Raw genomic sequence first — 15,219 nt, 5'->3', positions numbered from 1 at the left:
AGAAGCCCGATGACCAAGCATTCAACCGACCTGAAGACCCTGCTGCGCGACCCCTCGCTGCTGGAAACCCGCGCCTTTGTGGCGGGCGAATGGGTCGATGCGGCGGACGGGGCCACCTTCGACGTGCGGAACCCCGCGCGCGGCGACGTGATCGCCCAGGTCGCCGACCTGAGCCGCGCCGAGGTCGCCCGCGCCATCCAGGCCGCGGCCGAGGCGATGAAGGGCTGGGCGGCCCGCACGGCCAAGGATCGCGCGCAGGTGATGCGCCGGTGGTTCGACCTGATGATGGCGAACCAGGACGACTTGGCGCGCATCCTGACCGCCGAAATGGGCAAGCCCTTCCCCGAGGCCAAGGGCGAGATCGCCTATGGCGCCAGCTTCATCGAATGGTTCGGCGAGGAAGCCAAGCGCGTCTATGGCGAGACGATCCCTGGCCACTTGCCCGACAAGCGCCTGACCGTGATCCGCCAGCCGATCGGCGTGGTGGGATCGATCACCCCCTGGAACTTTCCCAACGCCATGATCGCCCGCAAGGTCGGTCCCGCCCTGGCCGTGGGCTGCGGCTTCGTCGCCCGCCCCGCCGCCGAAACCCCGCTGTCGGCGCTGGCGATGGCGGTGCTGGGCGAACGCGCGGGGCTGCCCAAGGGGATCCTGTCGGTCGTCACCTCGTCACGGTCCAGCGAGATCGGCAAGGAGTTCTGCGAAAACCCGCTGGTGCGCAAATTGACCTTCACCGGCAGCACCGAGGTTGGGCGGATCCTGCTGCGCCAAGCCGCCGACCAGGTGCTGAAATGCTCGATGGAGCTGGGCGGCAACGCGCCCTTCATCGTCTTCGACGACGCCGATCTGGACGCGGCGGTCGAAGGCGCGATGGCGTCGAAGTTCCGCAACAACGGCCAGACCTGCGTCTGCGCGAACCGCATCTATGTGCAGGCCGGGGTGTATGACGCCTTCGCGCAGAAGCTGGCGGCGGCGGTCGACACACTGCGCGTGGGCGACGGGCTGGAGGACGGCGTGACCACTGGCCCGCTCATCAACGAGGACGCCGTGGAAAAGGTCGAGGAGCATATCCGCGACGTGCTGGACGGCGGCGGTCAGGTCGTCACTGGCGGCGAACGGATCGGGGGGCTGTTCTTCAAACCCACTGTCTTGACCGGCGTCACCGAGCGCATGAAGGTCGCGACCGAGGAAACCTTCGGCCCCCTCGCCCCCCTGTTCCGCTTCGACACCGAGGACGAGGTGATCGCCAAGGCCAATGACACGATCTTCGGCCTGGCCTCGTATTTCTACGCCCGCGACATCGGCCGCATCACCCGCGTGCAGGAAGGGCTGGAATACGGCATCGTCGGCGTGAACACCGGCATCATCTCGACCGAGGTGGCGCCCTTCGGCGGCGTCAAGCAGTCGGGCCTGGGCCGCGAGGGCAGCCGCCACGGCATCGAGGACTATCTGGAATTGAAATACATCTGCCTGTCGATCTGACAGATCGCAACGATTTCCGCCGCTTGAGGGAACACAAGGCGGGCCGGGCGCATTGACAGGCGAAGCCCCGCCCGTCCGGTTCCAGCGGGGTCATCTGGAAAAAGGGGAAGTGCATGGAAGGTTTTGGCTGGATTCTGTCGATCATCCTGGGCGCCATCGCGGGCTGGATCGCGGAAAAGATCATGAAAAGCGACCACGGCCTGCTGCTGAACATCATCCTGGGCATCGTCGGCGCGCTGCTGGGCAACTGGCTGGCCCGCGCGATCTTCGGCACCACGGCAGGCGGCGCCATCGGGCAATTGGTCATCGCCGTCATCGGCGCCTGCATCCTGATCGCCCTGGGCAGGCTGATTCGCCGCAACACCTGAAGCAACAGGATGGAAAAAGGCCGGTGCGGAACGCCGCACCGGCCTTTTTCATGCGCGGACGGGATGCGCGATCAACGGTCCCGGCCGTCCTCGTCCTCGTCATCCTCGTCCCGGTCGGGCAGGTTGAAGAAGCTGTCGGCGTTCAGATCAGGCTCGGGCGCCTTGTCCTCGTCCCGCGTCAGCGAGAAATTCTCCAGCCCCGCGATGGACGAGGGCAGGCGCGGCTCGTCGCTCATGGCCAGCGAGGTTTCGGTGCTGACCAGCTTGCGGCGTTCGTCATCGCTCATCACCTCGCCCGAACCGCTTTTCTTGGCGGCCTTCTGGACGGCGGCGTCCAGTTCGGTCTGGCGGCACAGGCCGAGGGCCACCGGGTCGATGGGCTGCATGTTCTGGATGTTCCAGTGCGTGCGCTCGCGGATCGAGGCGATGGTCGGCTTCGTCGTGCCCACCAGCTTGGCGATCTGCGCATCGGCCAGCTCGGGGTGGAACTTCACCAGCCACAGGATCGCATTGGGGCGGTCCTGCCGCTTGGACAGCGGCGTATAGCGCGGCCCGCGGCGCTTTTCCTCGCCCTCGGCGGCGGGGTTGTGCTTCAGGCGCAGGACATAGGTCGGGCTGGCCTCGCCCTTGCGGATTTCCTCGGCGTCAAGCTGGTTCGAGGCCACCGGGTCATAGCCCTTGACCCCCGCCGCCACGTCGCCATCGGCGATGCCCTGCACTTCCAATTCGTGCAGGCCGCAGAAATCGCCGATCTGCTTGAAGCTCAGCGTGGTATTGTCCACCAGCCAGACGGCGGTCGCCTTGGCCATCAGCGGCTTGCTCATGTCAATCTCCTTCGCATGTCTGCCCCGAACAATAGGCGGCTTCGCCGGAAAAACGGCTTTTGGCGGCTGCCATTCCTCGTTTTCGGGGGGAATTGACAGGTGATATAGCGATTCTGCCGCGCGGGGAAAAGAGGATTCGCATCCTCGCCATGGACGACGCCCCCGCCGCCATGCAAGGTGGCGGCATGAAACACGCGCTGCTGTTCCTGATGCTGCTGGCCGGCCCCGCCCGATCCGACGGGGTGGCGGGGGATTTCGACTATTACGTGCTGTCGCTCAGCTGGCAGCCAAGCTGGTGCCGCACCACCGGCGACGGGCGGGACGCGCGCGAGTGCCGCCGGGGCAGCGGCCGGGACTTCACCGTCCACGGGCTCTGGCCGCAATACGAACAGGGCTGGCCGGATTACTGCAGCACCGACGAACGCGACCCGTCCCGACGCGAGACGCAGGCGATGGCCGACATCATGGATCCGGGCCTGGCCTGGCATCAGTGGCAAAAGCACGGCCGCTGCTCGGGCCTGTCGGCGCGCGACTATTATGCGACGCTGCGCGCGGCTGCCGAAGGGATCGCCATCCCCGCGCCCTTCGACGATCTGCCGCGCGACATCACCCTGCCCCCCGCCGTGGTCGAGGACGCCTTCATCGAGGCGAACCCGGATCTGGCGCTCGACGGCATCACCGTCACCTGCAAGGCCGAAGCCCTGGCCGAAGTCCGCATCTGCCTGACCCGCGACCTGCAACCGCGCGACTGCGCGCCGGACGTGCGGCGGGACTGTTCCCGGCCGCGCGTCCTGATGGAACAGGTGCGCTGAAACAGGGGGGCGCTGCCCCCGTCCTTCGGACTCCCCCGGGATATTTTCGCACAGAAGATGGTGGCGTTCAGAATTTCTTAATCTGTTGGCGTGATCATGGGCGGGCGGTACAGGCGGGGACGCCGATGACCGCCACAGGAGATGCCACAGACCTTGGGGACGAGCGCCCGCAAGGTCTGTGTGCGTGCCTGCATCTTCTGTGCTTCAAATATCCCCGCCGGAGGCTCCTGCCGGTGCCTCAGTCGGCATCGCCCGCCACCTTCAGCACGATCTTGCCGATGTGCTGGCTGCCTTCCATGCGCCGATGGGCCTCGGCCGCGTCCTTCAGCGCGAATTCGCTGTCGATCGTGACCCTGACAGTCCCGGCCGAGATCAGCGGCCACAGGCTCTTGCGCAGCGCCTCGGCGATCTCGGCCTTGGCGGCATCCGATTGCGGGCGCAGGGTCGATCCGGTGACGGTCAGGCGCTTGGCCATGATCTGCGCAAAGTTCAATTCGACCTTCGGGCCTTCCAGGAAGGCGATCATCACCAGCCGCCCGTCCGGGGCCAGGGCACGGATGTTCCTGGGGATATAGCTGCCGCCGACCATGTCCAGGATCAGATCGGCGCCGTCCTCGGCCGCGATGACCTTGGTGAAATCCTGCGTGCGATAGTTGATGGCGGTAGCGCCCAGGGCCGCGATGGCCGCGCATTTCTGGTCGCTGCCCGCCGTGGCGAAAACGCGGGCGCCCAGGGCACGGGCGACCTGGATCGCCATCATGCCGATGCCCGACGTCCCGCCATGGACCAGGAAGCGCTCGCCCCCGGTCAGGCGGCCGCGCGTGACCACGTTCGACCAGACGGTGAAGGCGGTTTCCGGCAGGCAGGCGCCGTCGCGCAAGGACAGCCCATAGGGGATGCGCAACGCATGGTCGGCATGGCAGACCGCATATTCGGCGTAGCCGCCGCCCGGCAGCAGCGCGCAGACCTGTTCGCCCTTTTTCCAGCGGGTCACGCCCGCGCCCATGCCGACGATCTCGCCCGAGGCTTCGAGCCCCGGCAGGTCGGAGGCGTCGGAGGGCGGGGCATAGCTGCCCTGGCGTTGCAGCACGTCGGGGCGGTTGACGCCGGCATAGGCCACCCGGATCAGAATCTGGTCGTGGCGCGGCACGGGGACCGGACGGCTGGTCACGCGCAGCATGTCTGCATCGCCGGGAGCGGCGATCTCGACCGCGGTCATGGCGTCGGGGAACATTCTCTCTCCTTACGGGCGGGTACGGCCGGGCAGGTCTCGCGACTGCGGCGCGCGGATCCAGCCCAGGGTCATCGAGGCCAGCGTCGCCGCCCCCGGCAGCTTGCGCAAGGTCGATTTGACCTGTTCGAACCGCATCACCCCGTCGATGCGGCGGTCGATGAAGGCGCGGGTTTCCGCATGGTCCGGCGAATCGTCGCCCAGCCAGAACAGCACCGTGGCGCTGATCACCGCCGACAAGGTGGCGCGCTTGGAGTACCAGTTCACGTCGCGCGAGGTGTCGCCGAGACCCGTCCAGATCACATCCGCCGTTTCCCAGACCAGCCGCGCGGCCAGCGCCGCGTTCTGCGGCAGCGACAGGGTGGCTGCGCCTGCGCGCACCAGTTCGGCATCGACCAGCACCAGCCGCCGCCAGATCGCCTCGGCCACGCGGTCGCGGAACCGGCCGCCCGGCGGGGTCTGGGACAGGCTGTCGCGCAGCATCGCGTCCGCGCGGCGGTGATAGGCGGCGGCCAGCCCCGCGCCGCCTTGCGGGAAATGCACCCGCGCCAGGTCGGGCGACATGGCCAGGTCGCGCGCGCCGGCCATCAGGGCGCGGTCGTTCATGCCTTCGAACGGGACATGGGTCAGGGCGGCGTCAAGAAGCGCGTCGCGGTCGGTCCGGGTCATGGCAACCTCTCTGGTCTGGACAAGGGCGCCCGGCTTTGATAGGGGGGCGCATCCTGCAATCTTGCAACTCTAACCTAGGAAGGTGGTGACAACCACATGCAGGTCAATGTTCGCGACAACAACGTCGAACAGGCGCTTCGTGCCCTGAAGAAAAAACTTCAGCGCGAGGGTGTGTTCCGCGAAATGAAGCTCAAGCAGCATTTCGAGAAACCGTCCGTGAAGAAAGCCCGTGAGCAGGCCGAGGCCGTGCGCCGCGCCCGCAAGCTGGCGCGGAAGAAGGCGCAACGCGAAGGCGCTCTCTGAACGCAGCGCGAAGGCGTCCTGTAAGACGACGCGATCTTCGTTTCAGTCAGACCCCCGCGGCATAAGCTGCGGGGGTCTGCGTATCGGCTCCCTACCGAAGCAGGTGCAGGTCCAGGGCATCCGCCGTGGACGGCCCCATCAGAGAGCCGTGGTTTTCCTGCGGATAGGGGCGATACATCACGTCCAGTCCCCGGATTCCCGACAGGATCCGCACCAGCGATGTCGGATCGTGGGGGTGGTTCTGCCGCGCCCGGCCTGCCTGGGCGATCATCACCTGGACCCCAGGATCGACCCGTCCGCCCGCCGCCGCGACGCCCCCGGCGAAAGCCGCCGCCTCGCGCTGCGATTCGCCCGCGTTCCACCAGACCGAGGGGTCGGCGGCGACATGGCGGGCGAACAGATGAGGACGGTTGAACAGCGTATGCAGCACGAACAACCCGCCCAGCGAATGGCCGTAAAGGGTCATGTCGCCCTGATCCAGCGGATAGCGGCGGGCCAGTTCCGGCAGAAGCTCGTCCCCGATCATCGCCAGGAACGCCTCTCGCCCTCCGGTCAGGCGGTCGCGCGGCGCGCTGCGATACCCCAGGATCGGCAGCACCGGCGCCATCGCGCGCGAAGTCAGATCCACCCAGCGGCGGTTGGCGCCTTCATAGCTGATGCCGAACAGGATCACCGGCGCGCCCGGCGCGCGGGTTTCCCGATGGGTCCAGAACTGCGGGAAGGTGGTGGCCCCGTCCAGCGACAGGATCACGGAATAGCCCTGCTGCGGCGGCGGCGCGTCGGGCAGGCCCACGAAGATGCGCCATTGCCTGCCTTCAGGACCGAAGGCGAAATGGCTGGCGCGGGGATGGTCGATTTCCGGGGGCGGATCGTGGCGGCGCGGCTGGGCTTTCGCGGGGGTTGCCGCCGTGGCGGCCAGCAGGACCAACAGATGACGGCGGATCATGGATTACACCGGGATCGCCGTGGTGCGGAACACCGTGCGCAGCGCGAAGGACGAATGCATCTGCGCCACGCCCGGCAGGCGGGCCAGGTGCTGGCGGTGGATGCGGGCGAAATCGTCGGTATCCTCGACCACGATCTTCAGCAGGTAATCGGCGGATCCGGCCATGAGGTGGCATTCCAGCACGTCGGGGATCGCCCGCACGCCCTTTTCGAAAGCCTCCAGCACCTCGTCCGCCTGGCCGGACAGGGTGATTTCCACGAAGACGGTGGTCTGGCGGCGCAGCTTGCGCGCGTCCAGCAGCGCCACATAGCCGTGGATCACGCCCGCCTCCTCCAGCCGCTGGACGCGGCGATGGCAGGCGGACGGCGACAGATGCACCCGCAGCGCCAGTTCGGCGTTGCTGATTCGGCCTTCCTTCTGAAGCAGGGCCAGAATGCGGCGGTCTATTGCATCGAGATCGGACATGGCGGGATAATCTTCGACCCAGCGGGAAGGTGCCAGGGTTTTTTCGTCGTCAGCGACCTGGGCCGCGCCTAATCTCCGCAACATCATGCGGACGGTCGGTGCCACACTGGCTCAAAACAAGGGAGGATGAACATGAAGATCGGTTGCCCCAGGGAAATCAAGCCGCAGGAATTCCGCGTCGGCATGACGCCCGCCGCCGTGACCGAGGCCGTCGCCAGGGGTCACGATGTCGTCGTGGAAACCGGCGCGGGGCTAGGCGCGGGCTTCACGGACGAGGATTACGCCGCAGCCGGGGCCGGGATCGCGCCGGACGCAGCCTCGGTCTTTGCGGCCGCCGAGATGATCGTCAAGGTCAAGGAGCCGCAGGCCGCCGAACGGGCGATGCTGCGCGACGGGCAGGTGCTGTTCACCTATCTGCATCTTGCCCCCGATCCCGAACAAACCCGCGACCTGCTGGCCTCGGGCGTCACCGCCATCGCCTATGAGACGGTGACGGACGCGCGCGGCGGGCTGCCTTTGCTGGCGCCCATGTCCGAGGTCGCCGGGCGGCTGGCCCCGCAGGTCGGATCCTGGGCGCTGCAAAAGGCCAATGGCGGGCGCGGCGTCTTGCTGGGCGGGGTGCCGGGTGTGCGGCCCGCCAATGTGGTGATCATCGGCGGCGGCGTGGTCGGCACGGCGGCGGCGCGGGTGGCCGTGGGCATGGGCGCGAATGTCACCGTCACCGACAGATCGGTGGCGCGGCTGTCATACCTGGACGACATCTTCATGGGGCGGCTGACCACGCAATATTCCAGCGCGGCGGCCACGGCCGACCTGATCCGCACGGCGGACATGGTGATCGGCGCGGTGCTGATCCCTGGCGCGGCCGCGCCCAAGCTGGTGACGCGCGACCAGCTGTCCACCATGCAGCCCGGCGCTGTGCTGGTGGACGTGGCCATTGACCAGGGCGGCTGTTTCGAGACATCCCGCGCCACCACCCACCAGGATCCCATCTATGAGGTTGACGGCATAGTGCATTACTGCGTGGCCAACATGCCGGGCGCGGTGGCGCGCACCTCGACCCAGGCGCTTGGCAATGCGACGCTGCCCTTCCTGCTGGCCCTGGCCGACAAGGGCTGGCGGCAGGCGGTGCAGGACGATCCGCATCTGCGCGCCGGGCTGTCCACGCATGGCGGCCGCCTGACCTCGGCCCCGGTGGGCGAGGCCCTGGGGCTGGAGGCGATCACCCCCGACCGGCTTCTGGCGCAGTAGGCAAGGCGCCCGGCGCGGGCGAACCGCGCCGGGCAATGGGTCAGGCGCGGGGGATCAGGCGCGGGGCGCCGGGTGGTCCTGCCAGCCGGTGCGGTCGGCCAGCAGGTCGCGGATCTGCGCCAGCAGTTCTTCCTGCGTGGGGGCCGCCACGACGACCTCTTCCTCTTTCGGTTTGGCGGCGATGGTCTGAAGGCGGTTCACGGCCTTGACCAGCAGGAACACCGCCCAGGCGATGATCAGGAAGTTCAGCACCGCCATCGCGAAGGAACCATAGGCAAAGACCGCCGCGCCGGAATCGCGGGCCGCCGCCAGGCTGGCGCCTTCGGGAACATTGCCCGACAGGACGAAATACTTGTTGGTGAAATCGACACCGCCGGTCAGCAGGCCCAGGATCGGGTTGATAAGATCGGCCACCACGGAATTCACGATCGCTGTGAAAGCCGCCCCGATGATGATGCCGACGGCAAGGTCGATGACATTGCCGCGGGCGATGAATTCCCGAAATTCTTTGATCATGACGCTGTCCCTTGTTAACGCGCGCGTTCGCCATGCACAAAGCATGGGGCGCGCGACATCAAAAGGCAATTCCGCACGATTTGCATGGGAAAAACGTGCGGCGTCAGGCCCGCCTTGTGTCAGGCGGGCCACATGCGTCAGACGGGTGCGGTCAGTTCGCCGGGGCGGGTTCGGCCTCGGCCAGCTTGGCGTCGATGACGGCCTTCATGTCGTCCCAAGGCTGGTTCTGGACCTTTTCGCCGCCGATGATGAAGGTCGGCGTCGCCTCGATCCCGTCGGCGGTGGCGTTCTTCTGGAAGGTTGCGATCAGCTGTTCGGCCTTGGCGGTGTCTTCCCAGCAGGCGGTCATCTGGTCTTCGGTCATGCCCGCCTTCAGGCCGATCTTGCGCAGGTTGGCCGCGATCTCCTCTCCGGTGCCGCCGGCCAGCCAGTCCTTTTGTTCGTCGAACAGCATGTGGGATACGGGATAGAACTTATCGTCGCCGCCGCAGCGCGCCAGGACGCCCGCCCACAGGCCAGGCTGGTCGAAATACACGTCGCGCTGGATGAACTTCACCTTGCCGGTATCGACATACTCGGCCTTGAGCTTCGGCCAGTTCTCGGCATGGAAATTGGCGCAATGGCCGCAGGTGAAGCTGGCATATTCGACGATGGTCAGGGGCGCGTCCTCGGATCCCATGGCGATGTCGGGCAGGGTCGCGGTCGCGTCGGCGTCCTGGGCCATCGCGGCGGGGGCGGCCAGGGCAAGCGCCAGGGCCGCGACGGCGAAACGGGTCAGCATGGAAAATCCTTTCGGTGGTTCCGGTGTCGTTTGGTTTCGATGTTCAGGGCCAGCAGCGCCATCGCCTGCGCCAGGGCCGGATCCTGGAACTGACGGCCGATGCGGTCGGCCTTTTCGACGATCTGCGGATCGGGCGGCGCGGCCTGGACGGGGGCCGGGGCAAAGACCGCCTGCCCTTCGGCGAACCCGCTGGCCGCCGTCTGGGTCAGCACGATCCGCTGCACCGCGTTATAGCCATAGCAGGCGTTCACCCGGTCGCGCAGCTGCGGCAGCTGCATTTCCACCAGCGGCGCGACGGGGCCGGCGGTCAGCAGCGTCAGGGTGGCGCCGAACCCGCCGCGCGCGTGGCTGATGCGCACCGGCCGGGTCATCCCGGCAAGCCGGGGACCGGCGATCTCGGGCCAATTGGTCAGCAGACGGGCCATGGCGAATCCCCGCCCCTCGGCCGCCTTCTGCACCCGGTCGGCCAGCAGCGCCGACGCTTGCTGGAAGCCGCGCCTGCGGCTTGCCTGGGGGTTGCGGGGACGGTCGGACGCTTTTGCCATCTTTGCCTGGTGCATTGTCACCCCCATATCCTTAATCAGCCCCGGCGCGGGATGAAAGCGCGTCCGGAAAGCGAGGGACTGAATATTGCGTGACACCAAGGTGATCGCCCCGCATCTGCTGGACTGGTACGACCGCCACGCGCGCGTCCTGCCTTGGCGCGTCCCGCCGGGCGGCGGGCCGAATGGGGGCGCGGCCGACCCCTATCGCGTCTGGCTGTCCGAGGTGATGCTGCAACAGACCACCGTCGCGGCGGTCAAGGCCTATTTCGAACGATTCACGACGCTGTGGCCCAGCGTGCAGGATCTGGCCGCCGCGCCGGATGCGCAGGTGATGGCCGAATGGGCGGGGCTTGGATACTATGCCCGCGCCCGCAACCTGCTGGCCTGCGCGCGGGCGGTGACGGCCGCTGGCGGGTTTCCGGACACGCGCGACGGGCTGCGGGACTTGCCGGGGATCGGGGCCTATACCTCGGCCGCGATCGCGGCGATCGCCTATGACGCGCCGGAAACGGTGGTGGACGGCAATGTCGAACGGGTGGTGGCGCGGCTGTTCGCGGTGGAAACGCCCCTGCCCGCCGCCAAGCCCGAACTGGTGGTCCTTGCCGAAACGCTGACGCCCCGCAATCGGCCCGGCGATTACGCGCAGGCGATGATGGATCTGGGCGCGACGATCTGCACGCCGCGCAACCCGGCCTGCGGCATCTGCCCGCTGATCGACGATTGCGACGCCCGTGCCGCAGGCATCGCCGCCAGCCTGCCGCGCAAGACGCCGAAGGCTGCCAAGCCCGACCGCAGCGGCATCGCCTGGGTCGCCCGCCACGGTGACGCCGTGCTGTTCGAGGAACGCCCGGCCAAGGGCCTGCTGGGCGGCACGCTGGCCTTCCCCTCGGCCCATTGGGACGGGCGCGACCTGCCGCCGCCCGGCATTGCCGCCTGGCGAGAGATCGGCCATGTCCGCCATGTCTTCACCCATTTCACCCTGTCCTTGCAGGTGATGCTGGGCGATCTGGACGGCCCGCCCACGCGCGGCCGCCTGGTGCCCCTGCGGCATATCGACCGCAGTTCCCTGCCCGGCCTGATGCGCAAGGTCTGGGATATGGCGCGCGCCGACATCGCTGCGTAATGTCCTGTGGATGAGCGATTCAACCCCCAGCAGACTGCCCGCCGCCGCGCCCTTCTGGATGTCGGTGGTGATGCTGCCGCTGGTCGCCCTGGCCGCCTGGAACGGCGGCTTGTGGTGGATGCTGCTGCCCGGTTACGCCTGGTATCTGACCATCGCGCTTGACGGGGTGCTGGGCCTGAATCCGGCGAACCCGGATCCGGGGACCGAAACCCGCGCCCTGTTCTGGCACCGCGCCGTCACGGTGATCTGGTTCCCGCTGCAATTCGCGGCGATCTTCGGTTCGATCTGGTATGCGGCCCATTCCGGGCATCTGTCGGGGCTGGAAAAGCTGGGCCTGTTCTTTGGCATCGGCGTGCTGTCGGGCAGCATCGGCATGGTTTACGCCCATGAGCTGCTGCACCAGAAGACCGCCGTCGAACGCTGGATGGGCGACTTGCTGCTGGCATCCACCCTGTATTCGCATTTCCGCACCGAGCACCTGCTGGTCCATCACGCCTGGGTCTCGACCCCGCGCGACGCCGTGTCGGCGCGCTATAACGAGGGGTTCTATCGCTTCTTCGCGCGGGTGCTGCGCGACGGCCCGCGCAGCGCCTGGCGGGCGGAAACCCGGCTGCTGGCGCGGGCGGGCCGCAGCCCCTGGGACCGCCGCAACCCGTTCTGGCGATACGCCGCGCTGCAAGGGGCGATGATCGCGCTGGCCTTGGCGCTTGGCGGGGCGCAGGGGCTGGCGCTGTTCCTGTTCCAGGCCTTCGTCGCGATCTGGCAGCTTGAACTGACGAATTACGTCGAACATTACGGCCTGACCCGCAAGCATCTGGGCAAGGGGCGATACGAGCCTGTCCTGCCGCGCCACAGCTGGAACGCCAGCCGTAGGGCGTCGAACTGGCTGCTGATCAACCTGCAACGCCATTCGGATCATCACACCAAGCCCGACCGGCGGTTTCCGCTGCTGCAAACCTATGGCGCGAACCAGGCGCCGCAACTGCCGCTGGGCTATCCGGCGATGACCTTCGTCGCCATGGTCCCGCCCTGGTGGCGGCGTCGCATGAACCCGCGCGTCCGGGCGTGGCGGCGGCAGTTTTACCCCGAGGTGACGGATTGGGGACCGTATAACCGGGGCGAACTGCCGATGCCGAGGAATGCGCTGTAGCAGCCCATGACTGGCGAAGGCCATCGCCTTCGCCACGCCGCGACATCGTCACCGGAACCGCCGGGCCTCAAAGGCCCGGCCAGCGCCCGCCCCGCCCCCGGCGGGCGCCGGCCTCTCGTGGTCGCGGGACGGCACCGTCCCTGATGGCAAGGTCGCATGGCGGACGGGGGAAACGCAGTGCGTTTCCTTGTCCCGTCCGGTCAACGTCACGGCACAATCACCCGCGTCCCCGGCGCAGCCCGCCGGGCGATCCACATCAGATCCCGACGCGCGAAGGCAATGCAGCCCTCTGTCCCGAAACCGGGCCTGCGCCACTGATGCAGGAAGATCGCCGATCCGCGCCCCGGCACCGCATCGGGCCAGTTCCAGTCGGTGGTCAGGATCAGGTCATACAGCGGATCCGCCCTCCGCAGCCGTTCATGGCTGGCGGCCAGCGGGGCGCGGGCATGATGGTTATACCCCGGATGATCCGGCGCATCGCACCACAGATCGCCCGGCCCGATGGGTCGCGCCCAAGGCGCGGGCGGGGGCAGACGGTCGGGGCGGTACCACAGCCCGGTGATCCGCCAGATCCCGGCGGGGGTGGCGCCGTCGCCCTCGCGCTTGTCGCGGGTCACGCCGCTCTTGCCGATGCTGCAAGGAAACAGCCGCCCCCGGAACCGCACCCCCTGCGGCGTCAGGACCAGATCGCCCGGCGTCACAGCAGATGCCCCGATTTCGCCGCTTTGGTGTCCAGATAGCCGGTGTTGAAGCGGTTGCGGCCGACCACCAGCGGCACCCGTTCCGCCACGGCGATGCCGTGGCTTTCCAGCATGGCCACCTTGCGCGGGTTGTTCGTCATCAGCCGCGCCGCCGAAAATCCCATCCGCCGCAGCAGCGCCGCGCCGATGCGGAAATCGCGTTCGTCATCCTCGAACCCCAGCCGGTGGTTGGCCTGCACCGTATCGAACCCCTGGTTCTGCAACGCATAGGCGCGCATCTTGTTGGCCAGCCCGATCCCCCGGCCTTCCTGGTTCAGATACAGCAGCACCCCCTGCCCCGCCTGACCCATCGCCGCCAGCGCGGCATGAAGCTGCGGGCCGCAATCGCATTTCAGGCTGCCCAGCACATCGCCGGTGAAGCAGGCCGAATGCAGCCGCGCCAGGACCGGGGCGTCCCTGGGGGGATCGCCGATCTCGATGGCGTAATGTTCGGCCCCGCCATCGTCGGGGCGGAAGATGTGCAGGCGCGATTTCTCGGCCGCGGCCAGCGGCAGGTTGGCGGCGGCGACCGGGGCCAGGGCCGCCTCATGCGCAAGCTGCGCCAGCAGCGGGCCGGGCGCGACCTGGGTCAGACCGGGCAGCGGCGCGCTTGCCACCACCAGAACGGCGGGCAGAAGCTGCGCCGATTTCGCCAGCGCCAGTCCGGCCAGATGCGGCGTCGCGTCGCCGTCGCGTTCCGTGAACAGCGGCCCCTTCATCGGCGTCATCAGATCGCCCGAGGGATCGGCCAGCGCCCGCAGCCAGGCATGGTCGGCCTCCGGCGGCACGATCACGCGGGCCAGCCCGTCGTCATAGGCCCGCGCCTTCAGCGTCTCGGCCCGGCGCTCGGTCAGGGCCAGCACGGGCCGGCCCAGGGCGCGGATCGCGTCCAGCCGTGCGGGCGACAGCGTTTCCACCGCCGCGAGCAGGTGCCCGCCGATCATCACCGGCAGGCCCATGCGCAGATCGGTCCGCGCGCGGGACACGACCTCGGTCAGGGTGGGGATCAGGCTCATGGACGGTCCCGGAGTTTTGAAACAATTTGAAACATAAGCATCCATGCCGACAACTCCATGTGAGATTTCCGACATGATGCTGGACGGGCGGCGCGGCCTCGCCCACGTCTTTGCGCAACAAGAGACAGGAGGCAACATGCCCGGACTGAAAAAAATCCTGCTGGTCGATGACGAGGAAGACCTGCGCGAGGCCCTGGCCGAACAATTGACCGCCACCGACGACTTCGATGTGACCGAGGCCGGCAGCGGCGCGGCCGCCGTCGAGGCCGCCAAGGGCGCGATCTTCGACCTGGTGATCCTGGACGTGGGCCTGCCCGACACCGACGGGCGCGAGTTGTGCAAGAAGCTGCGCAAGCTGAACGTCAAATGCCCCATCGTGATGCTGACCGGCCACGACACCGACGCCGACACCATCCTGGGCCTGGACGCCGGCGCCAACGATTACATCACCAAGCCGTTCAAGTTCCCGGTCCTGCTGGCCCGCCTGCGCGCGCAGCTTCGCACCCATGAACAGTCCGAAGACGCGATCTTCCAGTTGGGCCCGTACACCTTCAAGCCGGCGATGAAGATGCTGATCGACCAGAAGGACCGCAAGATCCGCCTGACCGAGAAGGAAACCAACATCCTGAAATTCCTGTACCGCGCCCAGGACGGGGTGGTGGCCCGCGACGTGCTGCTGCACGAGGTCTGGGGATACAACGCGGGCGTGACCACGCATACGCTGGAAACCCACATCTATCGCCTGCGCCAGAAGATCGAACCCGATCCCAGCAATGCGCGCCTGCTGGTGACGGAATCGGGAGGCTATCGGCTGGTGGCGTGACGTGGCTTAACGGTCAAGTCATACCGCCGCAATTCGTCCATCAATGCCGCCGTCCCCCGGTGTCGTCGCTGGCCGTCCGCGCGCTGCGGCGACACCGATCTGCGCGTCCATGCAAGCTTGCCCATTGACGGCCTCGTCGGGGTTCCGCCGTTCTCGGCGGACGCCTGACGCTGC

The 15,219-nt window shown here is 67.8% G+C and carries 18 protein-coding genes; 8 read left to right on the top strand and 10 right to left on the bottom strand.

Features of this window, described 5'->3' with window-relative positions; all coding sequences use genetic code 11:
- Positions 1 to 9: 9 nt before the first annotated feature.
- On the top strand, positions 10 to 1,482 hold the full coding sequence (locus tag PARHAE_RS05855) for an NAD-dependent succinate-semialdehyde dehydrogenase (RefSeq protein ID WP_126153667.1): 1,473 nt from the start codon (positions 10 to 12) through the stop codon (positions 1,480 to 1,482).
- Between the two features lie 113 nt (positions 1,483 to 1,595).
- Positions 1,596 to 1,850, top strand: coding sequence for a GlsB/YeaQ/YmgE family stress response membrane protein (locus PARHAE_RS05850; protein WP_126153666.1), 255 nt, complete (start codon positions 1,596 to 1,598; stop codon positions 1,848 to 1,850).
- Between the two features lie 71 nt (positions 1,851 to 1,921).
- Here the strand turns inward: PARHAE_RS05850 and PARHAE_RS05845 are convergent, their stop codons facing one another.
- Entirely contained in the window at positions 1,922 to 2,674 is a 753-nt protein-coding gene (locus PARHAE_RS05845; RefSeq protein ID WP_126153665.1) for a DUF1013 domain-containing protein, read from the bottom strand.
- A 149-nt stretch (positions 2,675 to 2,823) separates the two neighbouring features.
- Between PARHAE_RS05845 and PARHAE_RS05840 the strand changes: the two genes are divergently transcribed.
- A complete protein-coding gene (locus PARHAE_RS05840) occupies positions 2,824 to 3,486 on the top strand; it encodes a ribonuclease T2 family protein (RefSeq protein ID WP_420899389.1) in 663 nt (220 codons plus the stop codon).
- Between the two features lie 238 nt (positions 3,487 to 3,724).
- Here the strand turns inward: PARHAE_RS05840 and PARHAE_RS05835 are convergent, their stop codons facing one another.
- Together PARHAE_RS05835 and PARHAE_RS05830 are read right to left on the bottom strand one after the other, a co-directional pair.
- Entirely contained in the window at positions 3,725 to 4,720 is a 996-nt protein-coding gene (locus PARHAE_RS05835) for an NAD(P)H-quinone oxidoreductase (protein ID WP_126153664.1), read from the bottom strand.
- Between the two features lie 9 nt (positions 4,721 to 4,729).
- A complete protein-coding gene (locus PARHAE_RS05830; RefSeq protein WP_126153663.1) occupies positions 4,730 to 5,386 on the bottom strand; it encodes a COQ9 family protein in 657 nt (218 codons plus the stop codon).
- Between the two features lie 96 nt (positions 5,387 to 5,482).
- On the opposite strand from PARHAE_RS05830, the gene rpsU reads away from it, so the two are divergent.
- Complete coding sequence (gene rpsU, locus PARHAE_RS05825; RefSeq protein WP_126153662.1) at positions 5,483 to 5,689, top strand: 30S ribosomal protein S21; 207 nt, start codon at positions 5,483 to 5,485, stop codon at positions 5,687 to 5,689.
- A 91-nt stretch (positions 5,690 to 5,780) separates the two neighbouring features.
- Here the strand turns inward: rpsU and PARHAE_RS05820 are convergent, their stop codons facing one another.
- Entirely contained in the window at positions 5,781 to 6,635 is an 855-nt protein-coding gene (locus PARHAE_RS05820) for an alpha/beta hydrolase (protein WP_126153661.1), read from the bottom strand.
- 3 nt (positions 6,636 to 6,638) lie between these two features.
- Positions 6,639 to 7,100 (bottom strand): Lrp/AsnC family transcriptional regulator, encoded by a 462-nt coding sequence (locus PARHAE_RS05815; RefSeq protein ID WP_126153660.1) that lies wholly within the window; start codon positions 7,098 to 7,100, stop codon positions 6,639 to 6,641.
- Positions 7,101 to 7,232: 132 nt separating this feature from the next.
- Here PARHAE_RS05815 and ald point away from each other — a divergent pair, with 132 nt between their 5' ends.
- Positions 7,233 to 8,351, top strand: a complete 1,119-nt coding sequence (ald, locus tag PARHAE_RS05810) for an alanine dehydrogenase (protein ID WP_126153659.1) — start codon at positions 7,233 to 7,235, stop codon at positions 8,349 to 8,351.
- A 54-nt stretch (positions 8,352 to 8,405) separates the two neighbouring features.
- Here the strand turns inward: ald and mscL are convergent, their stop codons facing one another.
- The 3 genes from mscL to PARHAE_RS05795 form a co-directional block, all read right to left on the bottom strand.
- Positions 8,406 to 8,867, bottom strand: a complete 462-nt coding sequence (mscL, locus tag PARHAE_RS05805) for a large conductance mechanosensitive channel protein MscL (protein WP_126153658.1) — start codon at positions 8,865 to 8,867, stop codon at positions 8,406 to 8,408.
- A gap of 151 nt (positions 8,868 to 9,018) precedes the next feature.
- Positions 9,019 to 9,648 carry a DsbA family protein gene (locus tag PARHAE_RS05800; RefSeq protein ID WP_126153657.1) on the bottom strand — a complete coding sequence of 210 codons (630 nt, stop codon included), beginning with the start codon at positions 9,646 to 9,648 and terminating at the stop codon, positions 9,019 to 9,021.
- Positions 9,642 to 10,193: a DUF721 domain-containing protein gene (locus PARHAE_RS05795; protein ID WP_126153656.1), complete on the bottom strand. Its 552-nt coding sequence runs from the start codon at positions 10,191 to 10,193 to the stop codon at positions 9,642 to 9,644. The genes PARHAE_RS05800 and PARHAE_RS05795 overlap by 7 nt, the downstream gene beginning before the upstream one ends.
- A gap of 85 nt (positions 10,194 to 10,278) precedes the next feature.
- Between PARHAE_RS05795 and PARHAE_RS05790 the strand changes: the two genes are divergently transcribed.
- On the top strand, positions 10,279 to 11,316 hold the full coding sequence (locus PARHAE_RS05790; RefSeq protein ID WP_126153655.1) for an A/G-specific adenine glycosylase: 1,038 nt from the start codon (positions 10,279 to 10,281) through the stop codon (positions 11,314 to 11,316).
- Positions 11,317 to 11,326: 10 nt separating this feature from the next.
- Positions 11,327 to 12,466, top strand: coding sequence for an alkane 1-monooxygenase (locus PARHAE_RS05785; RefSeq protein ID WP_126153654.1), 1,140 nt, complete (start codon positions 11,327 to 11,329; stop codon positions 12,464 to 12,466).
- A 206-nt stretch (positions 12,467 to 12,672) separates the two neighbouring features.
- Here the strand turns inward: PARHAE_RS05785 and PARHAE_RS05780 are convergent, their stop codons facing one another.
- Positions 12,673 to 13,167, bottom strand: coding sequence for a L,D-transpeptidase family protein (locus PARHAE_RS05780; protein ID WP_126153653.1), 495 nt, complete (start codon positions 13,165 to 13,167; stop codon positions 12,673 to 12,675).
- A complete protein-coding gene (gene ribA / locus PARHAE_RS05775; protein WP_126153652.1) occupies positions 13,164 to 14,222 on the bottom strand; it encodes a GTP cyclohydrolase II in 1,059 nt (352 codons plus the stop codon). The genes PARHAE_RS05780 and ribA overlap by 4 nt, the downstream gene beginning before the upstream one ends.
- Before the next feature lie 136 nt (positions 14,223 to 14,358).
- On the opposite strand from ribA, the gene PARHAE_RS05770 reads away from it, so the two are divergent.
- Positions 14,359 to 15,045 (top strand): response regulator transcription factor, encoded by a 687-nt coding sequence (locus PARHAE_RS05770; RefSeq protein ID WP_126153651.1) that lies wholly within the window; start codon positions 14,359 to 14,361, stop codon positions 15,043 to 15,045.
- Positions 15,046 to 15,219: the final 174 nt, after the last annotated feature.

The sequence above is a fragment of the Paracoccus haematequi genome (assembly GCF_900631945.1).
Classification (GTDB): Bacteria; Pseudomonadota; Alphaproteobacteria; order Rhodobacterales; family Rhodobacteraceae; genus Paracoccus; species Paracoccus haematequi_A.
Note: the sequence above shows the minus strand (reverse complement) of the source record. Positions and strands in the feature narration are given on the sequence as shown.

Excerpts from the sequence above, each read along its gene's own strand:
- mscL (WP_126153658.1), bottom strand. The coding sequence starts at position 8,867 with ATGATCAAAGAATTTCGGGAATTCATCGCCCGCGGCAATGTCATCGAC.
- PARHAE_RS05820 (WP_126153661.1), bottom strand. The coding sequence starts at position 6,635 with ATGATCCGCCGTCATCTGTTGGTCCTGCTGGCCGCCACGGCGGCAACC.
- PARHAE_RS05835 (WP_126153664.1), bottom strand. The coding sequence starts at position 4,720 with ATGTTCCCCGACGCCATGACCGCGGTCGAGATCGCCGCTCCCGGCGAT.
- PARHAE_RS05795 (WP_126153656.1), bottom strand. The coding sequence starts at position 10,193 with ATGGCAAAAGCGTCCGACCGTCCCCGCAACCCCCAGGCAAGCCGCAGG.
- ald (WP_126153659.1), top strand. The coding sequence starts at position 7,233 with ATGAAGATCGGTTGCCCCAGGGAAATCAAGCCGCAGGAATTCCGCGTC.
- PARHAE_RS05800 (WP_126153657.1), bottom strand. The coding sequence starts at position 9,648 with ATGCTGACCCGTTTCGCCGTCGCGGCCCTGGCGCTTGCCCTGGCCGCC.
- PARHAE_RS05770 (WP_126153651.1), top strand. The coding sequence starts at position 14,359 with ATGCCCGGACTGAAAAAAATCCTGCTGGTCGATGACGAGGAAGACCTG.
- PARHAE_RS05830 (WP_126153663.1), bottom strand. The coding sequence starts at position 5,386 with ATGACCCGGACCGACCGCGACGCGCTTCTTGACGCCGCCCTGACCCAT.
- ribA (WP_126153652.1), bottom strand. The coding sequence starts at position 14,222 with ATGAGCCTGATCCCCACCCTGACCGAGGTCGTGTCCCGCGCGCGGACC.
- PARHAE_RS05815 (WP_126153660.1), bottom strand. The coding sequence starts at position 7,100 with ATGTCCGATCTCGATGCAATAGACCGCCGCATTCTGGCCCTGCTTCAG.
- PARHAE_RS05840 (WP_420899389.1), top strand. The coding sequence starts at position 2,824 with ATGGACGACGCCCCCGCCGCCATGCAAGGTGGCGGCATGAAACACGCG.
- rpsU (WP_126153662.1), top strand. The coding sequence starts at position 5,483 with ATGCAGGTCAATGTTCGCGACAACAACGTCGAACAGGCGCTTCGTGCC.
- PARHAE_RS05850 (WP_126153666.1), top strand. The coding sequence starts at position 1,596 with ATGGAAGGTTTTGGCTGGATTCTGTCGATCATCCTGGGCGCCATCGCG.
- PARHAE_RS05845 (WP_126153665.1), bottom strand. The coding sequence starts at position 2,674 with ATGAGCAAGCCGCTGATGGCCAAGGCGACCGCCGTCTGGCTGGTGGAC.
- PARHAE_RS05855 (WP_126153667.1), top strand. The coding sequence starts at position 10 with ATGACCAAGCATTCAACCGACCTGAAGACCCTGCTGCGCGACCCCTCG.
- PARHAE_RS05785 (WP_126153654.1), top strand. The coding sequence starts at position 11,327 with ATGAGCGATTCAACCCCCAGCAGACTGCCCGCCGCCGCGCCCTTCTGG.